General features: G+C 51.0%; 17 protein-coding genes. 5 read left to right on the top strand and 12 right to left on the bottom strand.

Features of this window, described 5'->3' with window-relative positions:
• Positions 1–81 precede the first annotated feature (81 nt).
• The 5 genes from nifH to P304_RS15550 all read left to right on the top strand — a co-directional run bounded on the left by nifH (position 82) and on the right by P304_RS15550 (position 5,163).
• Entirely contained in the window at positions 82–957 is an 876-nt protein-coding gene (gene nifH / locus P304_RS0112270) for a nitrogenase iron protein (protein ID WP_027390771.1), read from the top strand.
• A 166-nt stretch (positions 958–1,123) separates the two neighbouring features.
• Complete coding sequence (gene nifD / locus P304_RS0112265; protein ID WP_027390770.1) at positions 1,124–2,581, top strand: nitrogenase molybdenum-iron protein alpha chain; 1,458 nt, start codon at positions 1,124–1,126, stop codon at positions 2,579–2,581.
• A gap of 29 nt (positions 2,582–2,610) precedes the next feature.
• Positions 2,611–4,125 carry a nitrogenase molybdenum-iron protein subunit beta gene (gene nifK, locus P304_RS0112260; RefSeq protein ID WP_027390769.1) on the top strand — a complete coding sequence of 505 codons (1,515 nt, stop codon included), beginning with the start codon at positions 2,611–2,613 and terminating at the stop codon, positions 4,123–4,125.
• A 9-nt stretch (positions 4,126–4,134) separates the two neighbouring features.
• Positions 4,135–4,347 (top strand): putative nitrogen fixation protein NifT, encoded by a 213-nt coding sequence (gene nifT, locus P304_RS0112255; RefSeq protein WP_027390768.1) that lies wholly within the window; start codon positions 4,135–4,137, stop codon positions 4,345–4,347.
• Between the two features lie 81 nt (positions 4,348–4,428).
• Positions 4,429–5,163: a HesA/MoeB/ThiF family protein gene (locus P304_RS15550; RefSeq protein WP_051321669.1), complete on the top strand. Its 735-nt coding sequence runs from the start codon at positions 4,429–4,431 to the stop codon at positions 5,161–5,163.
• Between the two features lie 25 nt (positions 5,164–5,188).
• Here P304_RS15550 and nspC read toward each other — a convergent pair whose 3' ends face one another.
• The 12 genes from nspC to P304_RS0112190 form a co-directional block, all read right to left on the bottom strand.
• Positions 5,189–6,325, bottom strand: coding sequence for a carboxynorspermidine decarboxylase (nspC, locus tag P304_RS0112245; RefSeq protein WP_027390767.1), 1,137 nt, complete (start codon positions 6,323–6,325; stop codon positions 5,189–5,191).
• A gap of 157 nt (positions 6,326–6,482) precedes the next feature.
• Positions 6,483–6,809, bottom strand: a complete 327-nt coding sequence (locus P304_RS0112240) for a type II toxin-antitoxin system RelE/ParE family toxin (RefSeq protein ID WP_027390766.1) — start codon at positions 6,807–6,809, stop codon at positions 6,483–6,485.
• Complete coding sequence (locus tag P304_RS0112235) at positions 6,806–7,081, bottom strand: type II toxin-antitoxin system Phd/YefM family antitoxin (protein WP_027390765.1); 276 nt, start codon at positions 7,079–7,081, stop codon at positions 6,806–6,808. The genes P304_RS0112240 and P304_RS0112235 overlap by 4 nt, the downstream gene beginning before the upstream one ends.
• A gap of 154 nt (positions 7,082–7,235) precedes the next feature.
• Positions 7,236–8,423, bottom strand: coding sequence for a saccharopine dehydrogenase family protein (locus tag P304_RS0112230; protein ID WP_027390764.1), 1,188 nt, complete (start codon positions 8,421–8,423; stop codon positions 7,236–7,238).
• 169 nt (positions 8,424–8,592) lie between these two features.
• The gene (locus P304_RS16390) at positions 8,593–9,813 is read right to left on the bottom strand and encodes a DUF2202 domain-containing protein (RefSeq protein WP_051321668.1); all 1,221 of its coding nucleotides are present in this window, start codon (positions 9,811–9,813) and stop codon (positions 8,593–8,595) included.
• A gap of 103 nt (positions 9,814–9,916) precedes the next feature.
• Positions 9,917–10,699: a hypothetical protein gene (locus tag P304_RS0112220; protein ID WP_027390763.1), complete on the bottom strand. Its 783-nt coding sequence runs from the start codon at positions 10,697–10,699 to the stop codon at positions 9,917–9,919.
• Positions 10,696–11,064 (bottom strand): hypothetical protein, encoded by a 369-nt coding sequence (locus P304_RS0112215; protein ID WP_027390762.1) that lies wholly within the window; start codon positions 11,062–11,064, stop codon positions 10,696–10,698. Before P304_RS0112215 ends, P304_RS0112220 begins: the two co-directional genes overlap by 4 nt.
• Entirely contained in the window at positions 11,061–11,723 is a 663-nt protein-coding gene (locus tag P304_RS16385) for a glycogen-binding domain-containing protein (protein WP_051321667.1), read from the bottom strand. The genes P304_RS0112215 and P304_RS16385 overlap by 4 nt, the downstream gene beginning before the upstream one ends.
• On the bottom strand, positions 11,713–12,231 hold the full coding sequence (locus P304_RS0112205) for an RNA polymerase sigma factor (protein ID WP_152514548.1): 519 nt from the start codon (positions 12,229–12,231) through the stop codon (positions 11,713–11,715). Before P304_RS0112205 ends, P304_RS16385 begins: the two co-directional genes overlap by 11 nt.
• Positions 12,232–12,289: 58 nt before the next feature.
• Positions 12,290–14,431: a PAS domain-containing sensor histidine kinase gene (locus P304_RS0112200; protein ID WP_027390760.1), complete on the bottom strand. Its 2,142-nt coding sequence runs from the start codon at positions 14,429–14,431 to the stop codon at positions 12,290–12,292.
• On the bottom strand, positions 14,428–15,693 hold the full coding sequence (locus tag P304_RS0112195; RefSeq protein ID WP_027390759.1) for a GGDEF domain-containing response regulator: 1,266 nt from the start codon (positions 15,691–15,693) through the stop codon (positions 14,428–14,430). Before P304_RS0112195 ends, P304_RS0112200 begins: the two co-directional genes overlap by 4 nt.
• A gap of 72 nt (positions 15,694–15,765) precedes the next feature.
• The gene (locus P304_RS0112190) at positions 15,766–17,160 is read right to left on the bottom strand and encodes a glutamate synthase subunit beta (RefSeq protein WP_027390758.1); all 1,395 of its coding nucleotides are present in this window, start codon (positions 17,158–17,160) and stop codon (positions 15,766–15,768) included.

Raw genomic sequence — 17,160 nt, 5'->3', positions numbered from 1 at the left:
GGCATATCATTTGCTCTACATCGTGTCAACCGGCGAAGCGAACAGGGAACCGGTCAACACTTTTTACATAGGAGCACTATCATGGCTAGATTACGTCAAATCGCATTTTACGGTAAAGGCGGCATTGGGAAATCAACCACTTCGCAAAACACTATTTCTGCTCTGGCGGAAATGGGCAAAAAAGTCCTTATCGTCGGCTGTGACCCGAAGGCTGATTCTACCCGTTTGATACTCCATGCGAAGGCACAAGCAACCATTATGGAACTCGCGGCGGAGGCCGGATCGGTTGAAGATCTCGAACTCGATGAAGTGTTAAAGGCGGGCTATCTTGGCATCAAGTGTGTCGAAGCGGGTGGCCCAGAGCCCGGTGTTGGTTGTGCCGGTCGCGGTGTTATCACCGCTATCAACTTCCTTGAAGAAGAAGGCGCCTACAGCGAAGAGCTCGACTTTGTTTCGTACGACGTTCTGGGTGACGTTGTTTGCGGTGGTTTCGCGATGCCGATTCGCGAAGGGAAAGCACAAGAAATCTACATTGTTGCTTCCGGTGAAATGATGGCGATGTATGCGGCCAACAACATTTCACGCGGGATTTTGAAATATGCCAACTCTGGTGGCGTCCGTCTTGCCGGCATCATTTGTAACGAGCGGAAAACCGATTGCGAAGCGGAACTGATATCGGCACTTGCGACACGCCTTTCGAGCCAAATGATTCACTTTGTGCCACGCGATAACGTTGTGCAACACGCCGAACTACGCCGCATGACGGTTGTCGAGTATGATCCAACCTGCAAGCAAGCCGATGAATACCGTACGTTGGCGCGTAAAATTGTTGATAACAAAATGTTTGCTATCCCGACACCACTTACTATGGAAGAGCTGGAAGAGTTGTTGATGGAATTCGGGATCCTGAAAGAAGAGGATGTCGAAGCGATTGGCAAATCAGCCGTTCACGCTTGATTGGTGAAAGGCTTGTTTGCGTACTGTCCCTCGCAGGCATGCTCCGCAATCCTGCTCTCGAATGCCTGCCGCTCGCCATCCGGGCTCGCTCTTGGAACAGTACGCCACCCAGCGATAACTGTTAAGCATTGTGGAGAAGGAACATAAACTTACATGGAGGCCACTTATGGCTGGAACAATAGAAAAAAACTACGCCGAAAAGGTTATCGAAGAGATCATTGAGGGGATGCCCGAAAAGACTCAGAAAGATCGCAAAAAGCACTTTAAAGTAGTGGGAAGCGATACCGAATCATGCAATATCACCTCCAACCGCAAAAGCCGTCCCGGTGTTATGACTATTCGCGGCTGTGCCTATGCAGGATCAAAAGGGGTTGTCTGGGGGCCGGTGAAAGACATGCTGCATATCAGCCACGGCCCCGTCGGATGCGGTCAGTATTCGTGGGGAACGCGCCGTAACTACGCGACGGGCACGCTGGGGGTCGATAACTTCACCGTGTTCCAGATCACTTCAGATTATCAGGAAAAGGATATCGTGTTTGGTGCGGACAAAAAATTGAGCACTATGATTGACGAAATCGAAACCATGTTCCCACTCAATCGTGGCGTTTCGATTCAGTCAGAATGCCCGATTGGACTCATCGGTGAAGATATCGAAGCCGTAGCGCGCACGAAGTCAGAAGAAACCGGCAAGCCAGTTGTTCCGGTACGTTGCGAAGGGTTCCGTGGCGTCAGTCAGTCGCTGGGTCACCACATCGCCAACGATGCGCTGCGGGACTGGATCTACGAAAAACAACTCGGCACGCCCGAAGTTGAAGACAGCCCTTACAACATTGCGCTGATTGGTGACTACAACATCGGTGGCGACGCGTGGGGCTCGCGTAAGATTCTGGAAGAAATGGGTCTGAAAGTTATTTCGCAAGGGACGGGCGATTCCACCGTGGCCGAGCTGAAAAACGTTTCACGTTCCAAGCTCGTACTGCTCCACTGCTACCGTTCGATGAACTACATCGCTCGCTACCTGGAAGAAATCTACAAAGTGCCGTGGATGGAGTTTAACTTCTTTGGACCGACGCAGATTATCAAAAGCATGCGCGCCATCGCGGCTCACTTCGACAAGAAAGTACAGAAGCGCACCGAAAAACTGATTGCCGAAAAGTATCAGCCATACTTTGACGAAATCACCGCCCGCTTCCGCCCCCGTGTGGAAGGCAAAAGCGTTATGCTCTACGTCGGTGGACTGCGCCCACGCCACGTGATGCCGGTTTTTGAAGACCTTGGCATGCCGGCAACCATTACCGGATACGAGTTTGCTCATGGCGACGACTATCAGCGGACACTGGAGTACGTCAAAAACACCACCGTACTGGTTGATGACCTGAACGAGTACGAAATGGAAAGACTGATCGAAAAACTCCGCCCTGACCTCGTCGGTTCCGGGATCAAGGAAAAATACCAGTGTCAGAAATCCGGCATACCATTCCGCCAGATGCACTCCTGGGATTATTCCGGCCCGTATCACGGCATTGAAGGTTACGCCATCTTCGCGCGTGATATTGACATGGCGGTCAACGGACCCATCTGGAAGATGCTGACACCACCGTGGGAAAAAGCTGCCAGCGAGTAAACGCCATTATTTCAACAAGGAGTCACACCATGTCCTGCCAGATAAAAGACCACCTCTCCATGTTTAAAGATGAGGTGTACACCGAAATGCTCAGCGCCAAGCGGAGCATGTATGAGAACGCCCATCCCGACGACAAAGTTGCCGAAATACTCGCGTATACGAAAACTGAGGAATACAAAGAAAAGAACTTCGCTCGCGAAGCGCTCGTTATCAATCCCCTGAAAGCCTGCCAGCCGCTTGGTTCGATGTTGGCCGCTCTGGGATTCGAAAAAACCATGTCTTATGTGCACGGTTCGCAAGGGTGTGCGGCGTATTTCCGTTCGCACCTTGCGCGTCACTTTAAAGAGCCAGTGCCAGCGGTTTCTGACTCCATGACAGAAGATGCGGCCGTTTTCGGTGGCCACAACAACATGTACGCCGGGCTGGAAAACACCATCGCTCTGTATAAGCCGGAGATGATCGCCGTCTGCACCACCTGCATGGCGGAAGTCATCGGCGACGACTTGGCATCTTTTGTGAAAAACGCCAAGGAACAGGGGATTGTCCCTGCCGATATGCCGGTGCCAGCCGCGCACACGCCATCATTTGTCGGTTCGCACATTACCGGTTACGACGCTATGATGCTGGCCATCCTCGGCGAAGTGGGGGTAAAAAGCGATGCGCCGAAAAAAGATCGTATTAACGTCATTATGGGTTTTGACACTTATATCGGGAACTATCGCGAAATCAAGCGGATCTTTGCCGAGTTCGGTGTCGAATGCCTGCTGCTGAGCGATCCGACGGAGATGCTCGATTCACCGACAACCGGTGAATATCAGATGTATCAGGGGGGCACACCGCTGGACTTGCTGCGTGACGCGCCCAACTCAAAAGCCACCATATTCCTGCAGGATTATGCCACGACCAAAACACAAGATCTGGTCGCAAAAAGCTGGGAGCAGGAAGTACGGGTTGTCAACCCTATCGGCCTTGCCGGCACCGACGAACTGATTATGGCGATTGCTGAGCTGAGCGGCAAGCCAGTTCCTGCAAGCATCAAGTCTGAGCGTGGCCGTCTCGTAGATGCCATTGCCGACTCATATTACTGGGTTTTCGGCAAGTCATTTGCCATCAATGGCGATCCTGATCTGGCGTACGGCATGACTCGCTTTATCATGGAAATGGGCGGCGAACCCAAGCATGTACTGGTTACCAATGCGACCAAAAAATGGGGCAAAGCTACCAAAAAGCTGCTGGAAAGTACTCCGCTGGGCGCTGAAGGGGAAGTGTATCCTGGCAAAGACATGTGGCACTACCGCTCGCTCCTCTTTAGCAAGCCAGTAGATATGATGATCGGTAGCACGTATTCGAAGCTCTTGTGGCGCGAAACTGGCATTCCGCTGGTACGGATCGGCTTCCCGATTTTCGACCGTCACCACCTGCACCGCACTTCCATCATTGGCTATACTGGTGGCATTAACGTGCTTACCACCATTGTGAACACGCTGCTTGAAGAGATCGACCGCCAAACCAAGGACAGCCCGAACTTTGATATGGTCAGATAAGGGGGAGTCATGAAAGTGACGGTCAGCAAAGATGCCAACGCCGCAGGCGGCTACCGCATCTACGTCCCAAAAAAGGATTTGGAAGCGATTGTCGAAGCGTTTGATCCCCTTGCAGAAGGGTGGGGTGGCGTGTTTCACCTTGATAACGGGTGGAAACTGGAAATCCCGCACCATGAAAGCGAGCCCGACCTGCCGAAAACGATGGTAGTAGGGAAATTGTAACGCCTTAACAGCTCATCTCGTATATACTTTCCCCTGATGGGCATGCGCCTGTCAGGGGCATTTTTTTAGCGGAGGTCGCCGATGGACACCTACTTCGAGCGTTACGCGCGCCAGATGATGATGCCGGACTTCACCCGTGAAAAGCAGCAAAAACTCCGCGAAGCGACCGTTTTTCTTGGCGGCATTGGTGGACTGGGTGGTGCCGCCGCGCAGTGTTTAGCCGTCGCGGGGATTGGTAAACTGATTCTGGCGCACTATGGCAACCTGACCGAAACCAACATGAATCGCCAGACCCTGATGGAATATGGCCGCATCGGTCAACCACGCGTTGAGATTGCCGTCGATCGCCTGCGGCAGCTCAGTCCCGATCTGGAAGTCGTAACGCATAACGTCCGCTTGAACGACCAGAACACCGTGGAGATGGTGTGCGGTGCGAACATAGCGATTTCGTCGCGACCCAATTTCCCCGAGCGGATGGCGCTCAATAACGCCTGCCTTGCACTTGGCATCCCGATGGTGGAAGCGGCCATGGACGATATGAGCGGCTACCTCTTTACCGTGCAGCCACGTATCACCGCATGCCTTGGCTGCATGGTGCCGCCACAGCATGACGATTGGGATGAAATGGGATTTGGGGTGCTGGGGGCGGTGTCAAACACCATCGGGTGTCTGGCCGCTGTCGAAGCGATCAAACAGATCACGGGGCATGGTGAAACACTCGATGGGAAAATGATGCACATCGACTTTTTGCGGATGCGGACTATCACTCCGGCGTTGCGGCGCAATCCGGAGTGTGTGGTGTGCGGTGCTCACTAGCACATCCATCGTTGCCATGCCAAGTTCATGACAGCCGGTCGCGGTAATCCTCGTAGCCGAATGTTTTCACCATTTTCAGTTGATCATCCTTCGTCCAGATGGCGATGGATGGAAGCGGTACGCCGTTAAACGTGTTGTTTTTGACAATCGTGTAGTGAATCATATCTTCAAAAATCAGTTTATCCCCCGGCTTTAGCGGCTCGGCAAAGGAATAGTCGCCAATCACGTCACCCGCCAGGCACGTGTTGCCACCCAAGCGGTAGGTGTGCGCCAGTTCGCCCGCTTCGCCAGAAAAGCGAATGGCGGGGCGGTACGGCATTTCCAGACAGTCAGGCATGTGGCAGGCCACCGAAGTATCGAGAATGGCGATATCCATGCCGTTGTGCAGAATGTCAACCACGCTGGCGACCAGCGGGCCAGTCTGCCAGCCGACCGCTTCGCCCGGCTCCAGATACACATCGACGTTATATGTTTCGCGCACATGGCGAATGAGGCGGATCAGCCGTTCAATATCATAATCCCTGCGGGTGATGTGGTGACCGCCGCCAAAGTTGATCCATTTCATGCGGTGCAGGAATGTGCCGAATTTTGCTTCAACCACTTCCAGTGTCCGCTCTAGCGCGTCGGAATCTTGTTCGCAGTGGGTGTGAAAATGGATACCGTCGATGCCGTCCAGCAGATCTTCGCGGAATTGCGAACGGGTGACGCCGAAGCGCGAAAAAGGGATGCAGGGATTGTAAATCGGTGGATGCACTTCGGAATATTCAGGATTGATGCGGATGCCGCACGATACCGGCGTTGGCCACGCCTGAACCAGGGGACGCAGTCGCTCCCACTGACTAAAGGAGTTAAATACGAGATGATCGGAATAGCGGAGGATTTCGCGCAGGCTCTCTTCGGTAAAGGCGGGCGAAAAAGTGTGCACCTCTTTGCCCATTTTTTCGTGCCCGAGCCGCGCTTCGTGCAGGCCGCTGGCGGCGGTGCCGTGCAAAACCTTGCCGACCATATCAAACGTGCTCCACATGGCAAACCCTTTGAGCGCAAGCAGAATTTTGCCACCGGAACGGCGCTGGACATCGTCCAGAATATCGAGATTGTGTTGCAGTTTGGACTCTTCCAAAACGTAGCAGGGGGTGGGGATGCTAGAAATATTAAGGGGCATGGGAATTCCTCTGTGTTAATCAATTACTATTACGTGAGTCACGTCTTGCATTTGTATTCACGCTGAGCCGCAGAGAACACAGAGATATAACTTCTCATCGTTCCCTCCGTGGCCTCCGCACCTCGGCGTGAGTCATGCTTTTCATCCACGATGAGCTTTACATCGTGAACCTTTCCAGCAAGATATCCTCGACATTTCTTCTGGAGTCTATAACGGAAACGACATAAACTGTTTTTTCTGAAACCCTATACATCAATCTCCATGGCGCTATGACAATTTCATTGTACTGCGTTATACCTTGCTCTTTTAGCTCGGGAATAACTCTTCCTCTTTTCGGTGTCTGGTGCAAGGACGCCACTTCTGATTTAATTTTTTTCAGAACCCGTCTTGCGTTGGTAGGACTATCCGTCGCAATAAATTCAATGATACGAATTAAGTCATTGTTTGCGGTGCGCGTCCACTCTACTTGGTATTGATTGTTCATTTATTTGATAACATTTTTTCAAGAGTATCAAAAATTTCATCCTGTGGGATGGTATCTCCTTTTCTTATATCTTCTTCTCCCATAGAGATTAACTTAATGATTCCGAAAGCGTTTTTCATATTTTCGTAGCTTCTGGGATCTTGGAGAACGCCCTTTACTTCACCGTTTTGTGTAATAATTACTGGGCGATGTGTCTCATTGATCTGTTTTAGCATATCGGCGGTGTGGGACTTAAAATAGCTCACCGGCTTTATGTCGTTTGTTATATTCATATTTCACCCCCAGTTGCCAAAAGGTACCAAATACGGACTGGATGTCAAGATTGGAAACTGAGATGTGAACTGTTATTGCTGAAGACTCTATACGTAAAAAACCGAACGCTCTGTTACGAACGTTCGGTTTCAGATACGCAAAATTTTATTGAGCCTATACTTCCAGCTCTTCCACCTGCCACGGCAGGCCGTGTTGATTGAGGTAGTTCATAAACGGCATGGCGTCGAACTCTTCCATATTCCACACGCCGGGGCGGTGCCACTCTTTTTTCAGGATGCACATTGCGCCGATCATAGCGGGAACGCCGGTGGTGTACGAAATGGCCTGTGACATCACTTCGCGGTAGCACTCTTCGTGGTCGCAGACGTTGTAGATGTGGATTTTCTTTGGTTTGCCGTCTTTGCCAATGCCGGTGATGATGCAGCCGATGTTGGTTTTCCCTTTGGTGCGGATGCCGAGGTCGCCGGGATTGGGCAATACGGCTTTCAGGAATTGTAGCGGCACGATTTCCACGCCGTTGTAGAGCACGGGGTCAATGCGAGTCATGCCGACGTTTTCCAGTACGCGCAGGTGGGTGAGGTAGTTTTGCGAGAACGTCATATAGAAGCGGATCCGCTTGAGTCCTTTGATGTTTTTGGCGAGCGATTCTAGCTCTTCGTGGTACATCAGGTAGCACTCTTTCGGGCCGATTTGTTGAAAGTTGAATTCGAAATGTTCGGAAAGGGGTTCGGTTTCTTTCCATTCCCCTTCTTCCCAATAGCGCCCTTTGGCGGTCACTTCGCGGATGTTGATTTCAGGGTTGAAGTTTGTGGCGAATGGGTAGCCGTGGTCGCCGCCGTTAGCATCCAGAATGTCGACGTAGTGAATTTCGTCGAATAGGTATTGCTGGGCGTAGGCGCAGAAAACGTTGGTCACGCCGGGGTCAAAACCGGAGCCGAGCAGCGCCATCAGTCCTTTTTCTTTGAAGCGATCCTGATAGTCCCATTGCCACTTGTATTCGAACTTGGCTTCGTCGATGGGCTCGTAGTTGGCGGTGTCAAGGTAGTCCACGCCGGTTTCTAGGCAGGCATCCATGATGGTGAGATCCTGATAGGGAAGTGCCACGTTGATGACGAGTTTCGGTTGAACGTTACGGATCAGCGCGACCAGTTCTGGGACATTATCAGCGTCGACAGCAGCGACTTCTAGCTTCGCAGCGGTGATTTCGTCGCGGATTTGCTCGCATTTCGACAGGGTGCGGCTCGCAAGAACTATGCGGGTAAACACGTCAGAATTCATCGCGCACTTATGTGCGACCACGCGGCCTACGCCGCCAGCGCCGATAATCAGTACCGTACTCATGGGCAATCCTTTCGGTAAAGCATGTCGTTCAAAGCCGTGGAATATATATCACACTCATCTGACTGAAAAGTAAAAAAGGTGTGAAATGGTAGTGCGATCATAAAACAATCGCCATGCTGCAATCGATGCAACATGGCGATTGTTTTTTTGTTCTGAATGTTCGGGTACGTTAATTTGGGAGTATTGCAACGCGCTCGGCAAGGCGGTGAAACGACGAAAGATGATTCACACTTCCTTGGCGGAGGTTTTGGAGAATTGTGCGTACGTCGGTGGGCATATTGAGCGTTAAGCCGTGATCAATGTCATCAATATCAAGCTGTTCAATAGAGGCGCCGACTTGCAGTGCCGCTCCTAGCGAAGCGCTTCCTTGTGCTACCAACGTGTTATACAGGGTTTGAAATGTTTCATTCGCAAACGTGCCGCTGGCCAGCGTTAGTGGGTATTCAATGCTGTACCGTGTCAGCAGCGCAGCGGTAGCGTCCATATGTTCTTGCTCCGAGGCGGCAATATTTCTCAGAAGTCTCAGGTTATGTTGTTGATACAGAGCAAGATATACGTCGCGCGCCAATTTTTCTTCTTCCCAGAGGGTGGCCAGAAAGTTTTCTTGAGAATCGTTTAGGGTTGCTAAGGGGAATGTAGTGACCAAAGATTCGGGGGTATGCGACATCATGCGATAACTTTTCATCGCCATCGATTCCTCTTCGGCGTCTATGGCATCAAGTAATTGGTTTCCTGTAAGAGCCGCTACCCATTGGTTTACGATATGCGCTTCGCGCATTTGAACCGCATTCATCCCTTCGGTCGCTTCCAGTGATTCGTACGAATCTATCCGCATTTGCAGGGCACCTACAAGCGCATTCACATCCGTGGCATCCAAACTGTCAACGGGAATATTGCTCAATAAGCATTGTTCATAAATGCCATCGGAGAGTGCAGCAATGCGGCTGTTCTTGCCTGGAGTTTGTCCATACAGCTCGTCGGGATCCAAGCCAAACGTATTGACTACAGTTTCCAAAAGCTCAGGGTTATTTTGTAGTACAGTGGTCAATACGGTAACAACATTGCCCTGAGATGATCGAAGGGAACCCAAAAGGGGAGCGTCATTCGTGTCAATGTTTCCGTTGCGATTGACGTCAATATACCCACCTTGAGCGGCGATGGGATAGTGGATTTGGCCATCAAAGCGGTAGACGGATTTTCCGACTTCAAGTTGACGAGCACGATTTCCCATGCTGTCTGTTACAACAGCACCGAGTACGGGGCCTCGCTCAACAGTAATGTCAGTAAAAATTGCTTGAGGTGCTGGTGCACTATCGCTGCTACTGCTCCCGCATCCATGAAGCAAGAGCGCACCAATTGCCAGAGAAATTACTACGGTTCGTGTTCTCATACGTATCACCTCTTTATCCGGCTAGGCCGGAAATATTGTGGATGGCGTTGTTGCCCATCTGTATGAGTAAACGGTGTAATGCCCAAAAGGTTACAAAGTTTTTTTATCTCCCGCTTCCAGACCCACCACCTTTGGATGAGCCGTGACTTCCACCGGAAGAACCGCTCCCTTTACGCGATGGATTGCTGCTGTTTGTGCTCTTTTGGCTACTACTCCCCCCGGAAGAGCTTCCGCGAACGGCGGCAGATCCGCGCTCGCCACGAGAAACACGGCGCGTAATATCACGCGTAAATGTGTCTGATTTTCCCCATCTGCCGTGCCGAGTAATTTCTGTGCGCAACTCTCCAATTTCTCGTTTGCTCAGGCGTGATTTGGCGATAGTTTGTGCGAGATTTTCTACTTCTTCTGCTGAAGAGCCTCGACGCGCAAGATCGCGCATGAGAGCTAAAGTTTCTTGCGCAACCCCTGGGTGAGAAAAATGCTGGTGCGACATGACTGCCATAATGGATTGTGCTGGAATACCAGCCGTCATTGCTTCGACGGCATGCTCGAAGAGAGCGTTCTGTTCAAGGGGCGCTTGCGAAAGTTTTGTGCTCAGAGTTCGGGCAGCTTTATGCTGCTCATTCGCCAGTGATACCGCACGAATAATTCTTTCTGCAGGGATATTTTTTGCCATTCCCTCGTACACTTTGGCATGCAAGGGAGAGGTGGGAAGCCCATCCTGCTCGGCTTGTTGCACTATCATTGTCAGCTGGTTTTTTTCTGTCTCATTCCATCCCGAGTTCTCCAATGCTTGGTAGAAAGCTTCCTCTGCATGTACCGCAAGTGCGAGGAGAAGAATAAAACAAATGGCCTTCAACAGCCAAAGGAAAGGGTGCGTTTTCATGAGCCGTTCTCCGCTATGGTATATTTCAATTCATACAGGCAATTATAGCCACCAAAGCCATCAGGTTCTCGCAAAGGGCATTCTGGCAATATGGGAATGCCATCAATCACAGTAAAGTATCGAATGGGTTGAGTTGCCAGTGGCATATGCAGGGTGATGCTCCATATATTATCCTTGTTGCGTTGTACGGGGTGATGGACAAAGTCGTCGTATGATGTTGCTAACACTACAGATTTTGCTTCTGGTATCTGCATGACGAACTCAAGCATCGGCCCATTTTGTTTTATTGTATGCGTAGCGCATCCACTTGCGGAGAGCATCGTTACGGGGATAAACGCTACAAAGAACTGTTTTAAACGGCTCACAGCATGTCCCCCACCACTAAAATTGAGTTGACACCCCCAAAGCCATCGGGCTGTACATAGGGGACAGTGGGATCTGGCAACGACAGAACGCCATCAATTTGAAAAGTATAGGCGTACTCCCCTGCAGGAAGTGGTAAGTGCAGTTCCCAGTAGCCTGATGTGCCCAACGCGCTTAACGGAATTGGCTGCCAATTATTAAAACTACCGACGACAGAAACCTCTTGCGCCTGTGGTTCATACAGCAGAAAACGGTATTCCCGTAGGGGTGCTGGCGCATCTGGCTGATAGCGTATTGTTGCAATATCTGATGCGAGTGTTGGCGTGGTTTGTAGTGGCATTGGTCGGTAGTGGGCAAACAGAAAGAGGAAGATTCCCGCTGCCGCTACCCAACCACTTCCGTACCGCACAAAAGGATGATCGAGTAGTTTCTTTTTCTGTACGGACGCCACAGAAGGTATTGAGTGCGTCTGCTGCGGCACTTCGAAGTTTTTCGGAAGCGGGAGTGTATCGCCTGCATGAAGCATGAGTTCCTGGTCGATAAATTCATGCACTTCAGCCACATACGATGGATTTTCGTGTACGCACCCCACAAATGCTTTTTTTTGAGTCAGCGATAGTTCATCATCGATATAGAGACTAATAAGCTCTTCATTCTTCATGGTGTCCTCCCGTTGAAACACGCGCTTGCTTTCGCGAATGTGACAAAACTTGACGAAGTGCTTGCCGTGCGCGGTGCACGCGAACTTTTACATTTCCTTCGCTCCAGCCGAGGATGCTCGCAATTTCTCGGTAGGAAAGATCCTCTATGGTTGCCAGCGCCAATACTTCACGCTCATCGAGCGGTAGATGCTGCATCGCACACAACACGTTCTTAAATTGTTCGCGTTGGCAGGCCTCTGTTTCAAGTGACTCGCTACTTTGCGCATGGCATTCTGGATCAAACGCAACATGTTCATGATGTTGTCGAAAGCGATCAATGGATGCGTTTCTGGCAACCGTATACAGGAGTGAGCGCGAAGGTTGTTCGTGGTGATAGTGTTCGAAATAGCGGGCAAAACTTTCCTGCATAAGCTCCGCCGCATCATCCACGCATCCGGTAACTTTCAGTAGGTAGTAATACAGCTCACGCTGGTAGCGATGATAAAATTCAGCGAAGGTTGATTGCATACAAGGGGAACGGAAATGGTTGCCCAAGGTTACAAAATATTTTTGGGATGATGCTCACCTACCCCTTCCGAAAAGGAAACTCTACCATTGCGCATGAGCCGCCACCGGCATGGTGTGTCAAGCTGAATGTGCCGCTTAACTGTAATGCAAGTGTGCGTACCAGTTCCAGACCGAGACTGCCGCCGGAGGTGGCATCGAACCCTTCGGGTAATCCGACACCATCGTCAATGACGCATAACGCCATCTGCTCGGCGCTACTTCTTAGTGTCACGGTCAAATTACCGGTCTGGTGTAAGGTAAAGGCATGCTTTAACGCATTGGAAATAAGCTCATTCAGGATGAGTCCGAGCGGTATTGCGGTGTTGATATCCAGCGGCACGGCGTCAACGTCGGTATGAAAGTGTATTTGTCGTGGCGCAGCGACATAGCTACGGAATAATCCGTGCGCGAGTGACTGAATGTATTCGGAAAAATCGATATGCGAGAGGTTTTCCGAGCGGTATAGTCGTTCGTGAATCAGCGACATGGAACGAACACGCTCTTGGCACTCGGCCAGAATAGTAACGATTTCATGGTTGTCGCGTGCATGGTAGGATTGCAGATTCAGCAGGCTGGAGACGACTTGCATGTTATTTTTGACGCGGTGGTGGATCTCTTTCAGCATCAGCTCTTTTTCGCGTAATGATGAAATGATCTGCTCGCGTAATTCTCTTTGTTCGGTGATATCGCGTACGTTGGCAAGGATAACTTCGCGGTTATAGAGCGATATTTTCCGCAGAATGACTTCGACATAGAACAGCGATCCATCAAGTGGACGCCGTGCCTGCCACTCAAAGCGGGCGATTTCGCCATTGATTACCCGTTGCCAGAGCGCAGTCAGCCCAGCAAGGTCGTTGTCGGGTCCTGAAAGATCTTTGGCGATATCGTAGGTAATTGCACGCTGATAGCTTTCGTCGCCGAACTCAATGCGGTACATTTCAAGTGTTTTCTGGTTGACTTCTAAAAGACGTCCATCAACTTCGTGGATAAAAATGGCATCATTCATATTCTCTAATACGGTATTTTTGGCGATCAATGCTTCCCATGCCCGTTGCTTCTGCCGTTCTTCGGTCAGGTCACGGACAATCACCAGAAAGAACTCTTCGCCATCATGAAAGTGTTGTTCGACGCGGATATGGGCGGGGAATACTTCGCCATTACTGCGACGATTGTTGAGCTCAAGATGTACGGCTTTTTGTTCGCGAACGGTTTGCATGACGCGATCAATATTCTCGGCGGTGATAGCTGGATCAAGATCCCAGAGCCGGACACGGTGCAGGAAATCCTGAACGCTGTACCTGTAAATATCTGCCACCGCTTGGTTGACGTACAAAAATTTTCCTCTGCCGGTGTGGATTAATACGGCTTCCGAACTGTTATCGAGCGCTGATTTTAACTGCTCGATGGTTTTGCGCGAAGCTTTCACTTGGCTGATATCACGCGTGACGCCGCAGATTTTACTGGGGGTGCCATAGGAATCAAAAATCACTTCTCCTTGAGTGCTAATCGTTCGTACCGCGCCGGTGGCAGTGATAATGCGGTATTCAAGCCGGAAGATTGGATCGGGGTTTGCGGAAAAAACCGCTGACATGAAATCATCTAAAATTTTTCGGTCATCAGGGTGGGTAATGTCGGTCATTGAGTGGCAACTGGCCACAAGTTTGTTGGTATCATGCCCGATGACTTCATAATACTCTTCTGACCAATAACAGGTGTTTGTGACAAGATTCCACTCCCAGTGTCCCATCCCTGCAAGGGCGTGCGCCTGGCGCAGTCGTTGTTCGCTTTGTTCCAGTTTTATCCGCAGTGATTCGCGGTCGGTAATGTCCCGCCCTGTACCAAATACGCCGATAATCGCACCGGAAGCATCACGCAGCGGGATCTTGACCACATCGAAGAGTACAAAATTTCCGTCGGGAGTTTTTATCCATGAATCCGAGCGGATGGTACAGCCTTCATGAATGATGGATTGATCTTCGGTGTAGAAGAGATCGGCATGCGTTTGTGGGATAAAGTCGTTATCACGTAAACCAAGAATTTCTTCGCGTGTGCGCCCGAAAAGCGCTTCAAACGCTTTGTTGCACTCAACATACAGGCCTTCACGATCTTTACAGAAAACAATATCGGGGAGCGAGTCGATCGGAACCGGAACTTTTCTCATGACGGTTCATGCGGCGTGGGTTTTGGCGCCAAGGTAACCCGATTGCGTCCTTGAACTTTTGACTGATACAGCGCCGCGTCCGCCCGCAAGAAGAGTGAATCAAGGGTATCTGCTTCGCACGACTCAGCAATGCCAAAACTGACAGTCAGGCGGCCAATACTCTCAAATGTAAAGTTGGCGATGATCTGCCGGAGCCGTTCTGCCATGTGATACGCCGAATCCCCTTCAATGCCGGATGTCAGAATCGCAAACTCTTCGCCGCCCCAGCGGAAAAGGGAATCATTGGGACGCAGTGATTTAGCAACAAGCGCTGCGAGTGTGCGGAGTACATCGTCGCCAACTGAGTGTCCATGGGTATCGTTGACCTGTTTAAAGTGGTCGATGTCGAAAATGGCCAGACAGAATGGGACTTGATAGCGGAAGGAACGGTGTTTTTCCTGTGCGAAACTTTCGTCTAATTTGCGGCGGTTAAAGCTTCCCGTAAGCATATCGGTGCTGGCAGAAATCTCGAGTTTTTCCTGAAGCTCTTTGAGGAGACTGACGTCAAGCGCGGTGGCAATAGCGGAACATCGATTTTGCAGCATAATGCTATTGGTGGCAAGTTCTACCCAACGGGGAGTGCCTGATTTTGCAATCAGTTGAATGGTTCTTTGGTAGCGATTCGGCGCGAGTTGGCAACATTGAATCAGCTCGGCAATGTCGCGGGATTCTGCTGGCAACAGTTCCGAAAAACGGAGTGTGGCGAGCTCTGCGGCATCGTAGTCGATAATTTTCAGGAAGGCGTCGTTGGCATAGATAATCTGATCTTCACAGATGATAAATACGGCAGCCACAGCATTTTCTGATACGGCGCGAAAGAGTTCGGCACTCTCTTCCAGTTTTTTTTCGATACGGTGACTGTGAAGTGCCATTTCGATATTGGAATGCAGTTCGCGATCATCAAATGGTTTCAGGATATAGCCGAATGGTTTGGTCACCTTAGCGCGCTCAAGCGTTGGGCGGTCGGCATGCGACGTGAGAAAAACAACAGGGAGTCCATGGCGATGGCGGATGATGTCGGCGGCATTAATGCCGTCCATTTCGCCCCGCAACATGATATCCATCAGGATAATGTCAGGCATAAGAGGGGTGATGCTTTCCAGTGCTTCTTCGGCAGAGGGGCATGAGCCGCATACCTCATACCCCAGTCTCCGTAACGTTCTTTCAATGTCCAGTGCCACAACACCTTCATCTTCAACTACCAAAATTCGCGTTGGCTGCATGCTTTCACCCTGATTATATTGATGTCTCGCTGATGGTTTTCGGCGAGCCATCACCTCGCGTTATTGGATACCTTAGTTGTTGCCAAGCAGTTCGAGTGTTATGGCCAATGCCGCCTGTCGTCCATCGCGAGCGGCGGTAACGACTAAGTCGGCGCCACGCTGACAATCGCCACCGGCATAGATTTTTGGATTGCTGGTTTTGCCAGTCTGCGCGTCAACCACCACTTGTCCCCAGCGGTTGACTTCGACACCAACTTCGCTCAAATAGCTGACCGACTCAATATCAAAGCCGAGTGCGAGAATGACAACATCGGCAGGGGCACAGAATTCACTGCGGGGGATCTCTTCAATTTGGGCGCGACCATCTTCGCCCGGTTTGCCCAGTCGGGTACGTACGAGTTCTACCCCTGCAATATCGCCTTGCTTGCCCAGCTCTATTTTCCGCGGGCTAGCGTTAAACAGGAAGCCAACCCCTTCTTCGCGGGCATTGATATATTCTTTCGGGCTGCCTGGCATGTTCACTTCGTCGCGCCGATAGAGACATTTGACACTCTCGGCACCTTCACGCACGGCGGTGCGCAGGCAATCCATGGCAGTATCACCACCGCCGATGACGACGACCTTCTTCCCTTTGACGCTAAAGCGAGGATCAGAGTCCATGCCAAAAAGCTTTTTCTGAATGTGCGTCAGGTACTCCATCGCGATAAAAACGCTGGGGTGATCTTCGTTGGTAAGGCCGGAACGCTTGCCGCCCGTCGCGCCAACACCGAGAAAGACGGCGTCGAAGGAATCATGCAAATGTTTGAGTGACAGATCGACACCAATTGTCGTGCCAAGATGTAGCACCATGCCAGCTTTTTTGAGGAGTTCAATCCGCGAGTCGACAATATCCTTGCTCAGTTTAAAGCCAGGAATACCGTAGGTTAACAAACCGCCAGCACGGTCGGCACGCTCAAACATTTCCACCTTAATCCCAGCGCGCAACAGAAAATGTGCCGCCGACATACTCGCTGGGCCGGAGCCGACAACGGCCACTTTTAGATTTGGGCGGAGCGGCGGAAATTCAATCGACAACCCCTGTTGAAAGGCTAAGTCGGTAATTGTGGCTTCAATGGAGCCAATGGTGATAGCGCCGTAGCCGTCAGCCAGCGTGCACGCACCCTCGCACAGATTGGCTTGCGGGCAGACACGCCCGAGGATTTCGGGGAATGGCGAAGTTTCGTTGGAAAGCAGGAACGCCTTTTTCAGATCGTTGCCCGCAATCGCTAATAACCACTGAGGGATAGCGTTACTCAGGGGACAGCCGTTAGCGGAGCAGAACGGATCGCCGCACTGCACGCACCGATCAGCCTGTTGCGCAAGCTTGGAACGGTTATAGAGGGTGTAGATTTCGTCGAAATGCTTGACCCGCTCTTTGACTTCGGTTTTCTTTGGCTCGCTACGGTTTATATTGATGAATGACTGCAT

This window comes from Chrysiogenes arsenatis DSM 11915 (assembly GCF_000469585.1).
Taxonomy (GTDB): domain Bacteria; phylum Chrysiogenota; class Chrysiogenetes; order Chrysiogenales; family Chrysiogenaceae; genus Chrysiogenes; species Chrysiogenes arsenatis.
The sequence above is the reverse complement of the archived record's forward strand: the minus strand, read 5'-3'. Positions and strand labels throughout refer to the sequence as shown.

Excerpts from the sequence above, each read along its gene's own strand:
- P304_RS0112205 (WP_152514548.1), bottom strand. The coding sequence starts at position 12,231 with ATGCAATCAACCTTCGCTGAATTTTATCATCGCTACCAGCGTGAGCTG.
- nifK (WP_027390769.1), top strand. The coding sequence starts at position 2,611 with ATGTCCTGCCAGATAAAAGACCACCTCTCCATGTTTAAAGATGAGGTG.
- nspC (WP_027390767.1), bottom strand. The coding sequence starts at position 6,325 with ATGCCCCTTAATATTTCTAGCATCCCCACCCCCTGCTACGTTTTGGAA.
- P304_RS16390 (WP_051321668.1), bottom strand. The coding sequence starts at position 9,813 with ATGAGAACACGAACCGTAGTAATTTCTCTGGCAATTGGTGCGCTCTTG.
- P304_RS0112230 (WP_027390764.1), bottom strand. The coding sequence starts at position 8,423 with ATGAGTACGGTACTGATTATCGGCGCTGGCGGCGTAGGCCGCGTGGTC.
- P304_RS0112220 (WP_027390763.1), bottom strand. The coding sequence starts at position 10,699 with ATGAAAACGCACCCTTTCCTTTGGCTGTTGAAGGCCATTTGTTTTATT.
- P304_RS16385 (WP_051321667.1), bottom strand. The coding sequence starts at position 11,723 with ATGAAGAATGAAGAGCTTATTAGTCTCTATATCGATGATGAACTATCG.
- nifH (WP_027390771.1), top strand. The coding sequence starts at position 82 with ATGGCTAGATTACGTCAAATCGCATTTTACGGTAAAGGCGGCATTGGG.
- P304_RS0112190 (WP_027390758.1), bottom strand. The coding sequence starts at position 17,160 with ATGCAGTCATTCATCAATATAAACCGTAGCGAGCCAAAGAAAACCGAA.
- P304_RS0112195 (WP_027390759.1), bottom strand. The coding sequence starts at position 15,693 with ATGCAGCCAACGCGAATTTTGGTAGTTGAAGATGAAGGTGTTGTGGCA.
- nifT (WP_027390768.1), top strand. The coding sequence starts at position 4,135 with ATGAAAGTGACGGTCAGCAAAGATGCCAACGCCGCAGGCGGCTACCGC.
- P304_RS0112240 (WP_027390766.1), bottom strand. The coding sequence starts at position 6,809 with ATGAACAATCAATACCAAGTAGAGTGGACGCGCACCGCAAACAATGAC.
- P304_RS0112200 (WP_027390760.1), bottom strand. The coding sequence starts at position 14,431 with ATGAGAAAAGTTCCGGTTCCGATCGACTCGCTCCCCGATATTGTTTTC.
- P304_RS15550 (WP_051321669.1), top strand. The coding sequence starts at position 4,429 with ATGGACACCTACTTCGAGCGTTACGCGCGCCAGATGATGATGCCGGAC.
- P304_RS0112235 (WP_027390765.1), bottom strand. The coding sequence starts at position 7,081 with ATGAATATAACAAACGACATAAAGCCGGTGAGCTATTTTAAGTCCCAC.
- nifD (WP_027390770.1), top strand. The coding sequence starts at position 1,124 with ATGGCTGGAACAATAGAAAAAAACTACGCCGAAAAGGTTATCGAAGAG.